This window comes from Plantactinospora solaniradicis, assembly GCF_042658085.1.
GTDB lineage: Bacteria > Actinomycetota > Actinomycetes > Mycobacteriales > Micromonosporaceae > Plantactinospora > Plantactinospora solaniradicis.
Genome location: NZ_JBHSPR010000137.1, coordinates 1 through 5,428 on the forward strand (window position 1 = coordinate 1; position 5,428 = coordinate 5,428).

General features: G+C 69.9%; 6 protein-coding genes. 1 reads left to right on the forward strand and 5 read right to left on the reverse strand.

The features are described from left to right. Positions 1–91: 91 nt before the first annotated feature. Genes ACFP2T_RS47860 through ACFP2T_RS47870 form a run of 3 tightly spaced genes read right to left on the reverse strand, consistent with a single transcriptional unit; the run spans position 92 to position 3,656 of the window. Complete coding sequence (locus tag ACFP2T_RS47860; RefSeq protein ID WP_377434758.1) at positions 92–2,383, reverse strand: heavy metal translocating P-type ATPase; 2,292 nt, start codon at positions 2,381–2,383, stop codon at positions 92–94. A gap of 13 nt (positions 2,384–2,396) precedes the next feature. Next, positions 2,397–3,413 carry a hypothetical protein gene (locus tag ACFP2T_RS47865; protein ID WP_377434761.1) on the reverse strand — a complete coding sequence of 339 codons (1,017 nt, stop codon included), beginning with the start codon at positions 3,411–3,413 and terminating at the stop codon, positions 2,397–2,399. Between the two features lie 33 nt (positions 3,414–3,446). Continuing rightward, positions 3,447–3,656 (reverse strand): heavy-metal-associated domain-containing protein, encoded by a 210-nt coding sequence (locus ACFP2T_RS47870; RefSeq protein WP_377434764.1) that lies wholly within the window; start codon positions 3,654–3,656, stop codon positions 3,447–3,449. A gap of 195 nt (positions 3,657–3,851) precedes the next feature. Between ACFP2T_RS47870 and ACFP2T_RS47875 the strand changes: the two genes are divergently transcribed. Further along, the gene (locus ACFP2T_RS47875) at positions 3,852–4,160 is read left to right on the forward strand and encodes a metal-sensitive transcriptional regulator (protein WP_192769843.1); all 309 of its coding nucleotides are present in this window, start codon (positions 3,852–3,854) and stop codon (positions 4,158–4,160) included. Between the two features lie 103 nt (positions 4,161–4,263). Here the strand turns inward: ACFP2T_RS47875 and ACFP2T_RS47880 are convergent, their stop codons facing one another. Continuing rightward, positions 4,264–4,494, reverse strand: a complete 231-nt coding sequence (locus tag ACFP2T_RS47880; RefSeq protein WP_377434767.1) for a hypothetical protein — start codon at positions 4,492–4,494, stop codon at positions 4,264–4,266. A 146-nt stretch (positions 4,495–4,640) separates the two neighbouring features. Continuing rightward, on the reverse strand, positions 4,641–5,210 hold the full coding sequence (locus ACFP2T_RS47885) for a hypothetical protein (protein ID WP_377434770.1): 570 nt from the start codon (positions 5,208–5,210) through the stop codon (positions 4,641–4,643). Positions 5,211–5,428 lie beyond the last annotated feature (218 nt).

Genomic DNA, 5,428 nt, shown 5'->3' on the forward strand with positions numbered 1-5,428 from the left:
ACAACAGCTGACCGAACACGAACACGCACGTACGTCCGCTGGCCGGGTTCCCTGACGGGGACCCGGCCAGCGGCGTCTCGCGCGCCGGGTTCTACGGTTCCGCGCGGGGTTCCCGCCCGACCGTCTGCGGCGTGAACCCGCGCAACCGCAGCGAGTTGCCGACGACGAACACCGACGAGAACGCCATCGCGGCGCCGGCGATCATCGGGTTGAGCATTCCGGTGGCGGCCAGCGGCAGCGCGGCGATGTTGTAGGCGAAGGCCCAGAACAGGTTGCCCTTGATCACGCGGAGCGTGGCCCGGGACAGCCGGATCGCGTCGACGGCGACGGTCAGGTCGCCGCGTACCAGGGTCAGGTCCGAGGCTTCGATCGCCACGTCCGTGCCGGTCCCCATCGCCAGTCCGAGGTCGGCCTGGGCGAGCGCGGCGGCGTCGTTGACCCCGTCGCCGACCATCGCCACGACCTTGCCCTCGGCCTGCAGCCGCTTGACGACGGCGACCTTGTCCGCCGGCAGCACCTCGGCGACCACTTCGTCGATGCCGACCTCGGCGGCGACGGATCGGGCGACGGTGCCGTTGTCGCCGGTGAGCAGGATCGGGGTGAGACCGAGGCGACGCAGCCCGGTGATGGCGTCGCGACTGGTGGGCTTGATCGCGTCGGCCACCACCAGTGCCCCCCGGACCTGACCGTCCCAGCCGGCCAGCACGACCGTACGACCTGCCGCCTCGGCGGTCGCGGCGGCGCGGTCCAGTTCGGCGGGTAGGTCGAGACCGCGCTCGGCGAGCAGCCGGGCCCGCCCGACAGTGACCGTACGGCCGTCGACCCTGCCGGCCACCCCGAGCCCCTCGATGTTGGCGAATTCGCTGACCTCGGGATGCGCTCCGGTCCGCTCCAGCGCGGCGACCGCGATGGCTCGGCCGATCGGATGCTCCGAGGCGTTCTCCAGCGCGCCGGCCAGCCGCAGCAGTTCGTCGGCGTCCGCACCCTCCGCCGGCACGACGTCGGTGACAGACATCCGGCCGGTGGTGACCGTGCCGGTCTTGTCCAGCACCACCGTGTCCACCCGCCGGGTCGACTCCAGCACCTCAGGGCCCTTGATCAGGATGCCGAGCTGGGCGCCTCGGCCGGTGCCCACCAGCAGAGCCGTGGGCGTCGCGAGCCCGAGCGCACACGGGCAGGCGATGATGAGGACCGCCACGGCGGCGGTGAACGCCCCGGTAACCCCGTTTCCGGTACCGAGCCAGAACCCCAGAGTGGCGACGGCCAGGGCGATCACGATCGGTACGAACACTCCGGAGATCCGGTCCGCCAGGCGCTGGACCTGTGCCTTACCGGTCTGCGCCTGCTCGACCAGCGTTGCCATCTGGGCCAGTTGGGTCTCTGCGCCGACCCGGGTTGCCCGTACGACGAGACGGCCACCGGCGTTGACGGTCGCGCCCACCACCTCGTCGCCGGGGCCGACCTCCACCGGCACTGATTCCCCGGTGAGCATGCTGGCGTCGACGGCGGACGAACCGTCCTCGACCACTCCGTCGGTGGCGATCTTCTCGCCCGGTCGTACGACGAACCGGTCGCCGACGGCGAGCTGGTCGACGGGAATCCGCCCCTCGACGCCGTCGCGGAGGACGGTCACCTCCTTGGCACCGAGTTCCAGCAGTGCCCGCAGCGCGGCGCCGGCCCGGCGCTTGGCCCGCGCCTCGAAGTACCGGCCGGCGAGGATGAACAGGGTCACCCCGGAGGCGGCTTCGAGATAGATGTTGCCGGCGCCGTCACTGGGCCCGATGTCGAAGCTGAACGGATGGGTCATGCCGGGGGTGCCGGCGGTACCGAAGAACAACGCCCACAGCGACCAGCCGAACGCCGCGATCGTGCCGAGCGAGACCAGGGTGTCCATGGTCGCCGCACCGTGCCGCAGGTTGACCCAGGCCGCCCGGTGGAAGGGCAGACCGCCGTAGACGACGACCGGGGCGGCGAGGGTGAGGGAGAGCCACTGCCAGTTGCTGAACTGCCACGCCGGCACCATCGCCAGGGCGATGACCGGCACGGTCAGCACCAACGACACCCATACCCGGGTATGCAGGCCGCGCAGCTCGTCGACGGGAGTGCCCGGACCCTGCCCGGCATCGTCGGCCGACCGGGGTGGCGGTGGCAGCTTCGCGGTGTAGCCGGTCTTCTCCACCGTCGCGATGAGTTCGTCCGGGGTACGGGTGTCGTCGAAGGTGACGGTGGCTTTCTCGGTGGCGTAGTTGACCGTGGCGGTCACCCCGTCGAGGCGGTTGAGTTTCTTCTCGATCCGGGAGGCGCAGGAGGCGCAGGTCATTCCTCCGATCGCCAGCTCGATCTGATTCGGCGCCCTGGGTAGTCGCTTGGCGACCGGTGCCATCACTGCCTCCTGCTCAGTTGTGTCCGTGGTCGGGCTCATCCGCGTCGCCACCGCCCGTCGGATGGGGCTGGTCGGGCCCGCCGCTCGGCCGCTCGGGCGCATCGCTCGGCGGGTTGGAGGTACCGGTGGGCACGCCGGAGGTGGCGGTCGGCGGGGCGGCGGATTCGTCGGCGGCAGTCAGGGTGAACTCGGCGGTGCGGACTGTGCCGGCGTGCCGGAAGTCGAGATACAGCCGGTAGGCGCCGGCCGATGGCACCTCGGCGAAGAAGGTTATCCCCGGACCGGCCGGCGTCTTTCCGTCGCCGGGTGCACCCTCGGGGTGCACGTGCAGGTACGCCAGGTCGCCGTCGCGGAGCGCGACGAGGTGCCCGTACGCCCCGAGGTAGGGCTGAAGATCGGTGACGGGTGCGCCGTCGCGGCTCACCGTCAGGGTCAAGCGGTTGCTCTGCCCGGGTCGAAGGACGCCGTCGAGGCGGACGACGTACCCGTCGACGTTCGTGGCCGCCGTCGGTGCGGGTAGCGGGCGGGGCTGGTAGACCCCGGGAACGGAGACGTCGATCCCGAGCGTCAGTGCATCCGCGCCGGTGGGCTTGAAGTCCGCGAACGCGCGCCAACTGCCGGGCTCGGTCAGTGGGGCGGCGACCCGCCAGGTGCCGTCGGGATCCATCTCGGGGTGGACGTGCCGGAAGCCCGACAGGTCCCGCCGGGCGACGATCAGATGCATCCGCTTGTCGTGCTCCACGTCGTACCCGGTCACCGGGCGCTTGTCGGGCCCGATCACCCGGAACGCGAACTCCGCGGCATCGGTCGGTACGAGCGTGAGGGTGTAGCCCCGGTCGGAGACGAGCAGTCCGCCCGGTATCCGGGGCTGGCCGGCCGGGTCGGAAGGTTCGTCATGGCCGGCCGAGTGGGGAGAGTCGGAATCGGCTGCGGTGCGTACGGGACCGGTCAACTGGCCGGTCCCGTACGCCGCACCGAACACTGTCGCGAGGGCGAGCGCGAAGACGCTCAACTTCGTCGCGGTGTTCATCGTGGTACCTGATTTCTGGGTAATCGAGCGTGGTCAGGGGGTGACGAGCTCGTAGCCGGCCTCGTCCACGGCATTGCGGAGCGCCTGTACGTCCAGCGGCCCGGTGCTGTTGACGGTGATCTGACCGGAGGCCAGGTCGACGGCCACCTCGGTGACGCCGGGGATGGCGCTGACCTCCGTGCTGACGGCGTTGACGCAGTGGCTGCAGGTCATGCCCTTGACCTCGTACTTCTCCGTGATCATCTGATCTCTCCCTTCCACCACGACCCACCATATACCCTAGGGGGGTATCTGCCGGGCGTGAGTGTGCCGGATTACAGCGCACGCCGAGGGGGGTGTGCGCCGACTGCCGGCACGGCGGTCGTATACGGATACCCGGTGGGGGTATTCCTGCCGAGGACCGTAGCATACCCCTGGGGGGTTAGCTATGCTTGGGTCATGACAACCCCTGCGGACACTCCGACACCGACGCGCGGCTACACCGCCAGCAAGGATCAGTTGCTCGCGCGGCTACGACGCGTCGAGGGGCAGGTCCGGGGAATCGAGCGGATGGTCGAGGACGACCGCTACTGCATCGACGTGCTGACGCAGATCTCCGCGATCCAGGCGGCGCTGGACAAGGTCGCACTCGGGCTGCTCGACGGGCACGCCCGGCACTGCATGCACGAGGGCGCTGCCGAGGGCCGGGCAGACGAGATGGCCTCCGAGATGATGGCCGCCGTCGGACGGCTGATGAAGCGCGGCTAGACCGGTGTCCCGGTCGATGGCGGCGGCGTGGTCCGTCAACAGCGGTGTGGCCGGGTGGCCCGTCAACAGCCGAGCGGACTCGTCCTTGACGAGCACACCGGGGTCAACTCTCGCGAGCGGTACGGCGCCCGCCGCGCCACCTGGTGGCATACGGCAGCACGAACAGGTACAGACCACTGAGCAGGAGTAGGGGGAACGGGAACAGCGGCAGCAGGAACACCCAGACGGCCGGCTCCTCCTGTCCCAGGGCGACGATACTGACGATGACGACGGCCACCGTAAAGGCGATGGAGAGCCAGCGGTGGATCTGCCGAACCCATTTGTTCCAGTTCAACGGGACCTCCTTCCGGGCCGGCGTGCGGGAGCAAGCTCGTATGGTTGGTGATGTCCGTGGCGCTCACGCTAGCTGCGGCCCGGGGGTCCGGGCTTCTCGATTCCTGATCGGTCTGGTCACCTGTCCCGCGACGGACGGACGGCGGGTCAGGGCCCGGCACCCTGCTCGGGCTGGCCGGGCGGAGCCGGGGTGGTGAACAGGTCCACCTGTTCACCCGGCTCGGCGGTCTGACGAATGGTGTGTGACGGTGCCGGTCGATCGGTGGCAGGTAGCTTCGAATACCGCCGTCCAGCGCCGTCCGGAGCGGCCCGGGAGATGACCCTGAAGGTCACCATGGTGACCGGTGCCGGCGGCGGTTCGAACCGTCGGTCGCCCCAGCGGAGCCAGAGGGGGATCCGACCGGCCGCCGCCTCCAGCAGGAGCTTGTCGATGGAGCGTTGCCGGTCGGAGTGGTCGACCTCGATCACGACGGGCGCGCCGGCCGTCCGGGCGCACCCGATATCCACTATGGAGTGTTTGTGGGTGTAGGGCGGCGGGAGCGGCATCACGCTGGCGGCTCGGCGATACACCCGCCAACCCTGAGCCATCGCCCAGGCCGCCACCGAGTCGATCAACAGTGCGGTGACCTCGTCGGCCGTCTGGTCGGTGAAGGTCAGTCGGTCCAACCAGCCGTCCAGCGCGGCGCCGATCCGCGTACCCTCCTCGGCGTCGTCCACGGAAGTGACGGTACCGCCTCCACTCTGCGGTGCTAACGACCATCGTGTCCGTAACTGACCGGACGTTGATCGCCGTGTCGCTCGAACCGGCGCCTGGCGGCTTGGAACACGTCGCCGGCGGCGAAGCCTGTATCCGCTCGTCCCGGGTGTCCGAATCCCGGTCATGATCGAGTTGGGTCGGTGGAATGTTGGCGGGGGGCTGGTCGTTACATTACGCG

Excerpts from the sequence above, each read along its gene's own strand:
- ACFP2T_RS47860 (WP_377434758.1), bottom strand. The coding sequence starts at position 2,383 with ATGGCACCGGTCGCCAAGCGACTACCCAGGGCGCCGAATCAGATCGAG.
- ACFP2T_RS47865 (WP_377434761.1), bottom strand. The coding sequence starts at position 3,413 with ATGAACACCGCGACGAAGTTGAGCGTCTTCGCGCTCGCCCTCGCGACA.
- ACFP2T_RS47870 (WP_377434764.1), bottom strand. The coding sequence starts at position 3,656 with ATGATCACGGAGAAGTACGAGGTCAAGGGCATGACCTGCAGCCACTGC.
- ACFP2T_RS47875 (WP_192769843.1), top strand. The coding sequence starts at position 3,852 with ATGACAACCCCTGCGGACACTCCGACACCGACGCGCGGCTACACCGCC.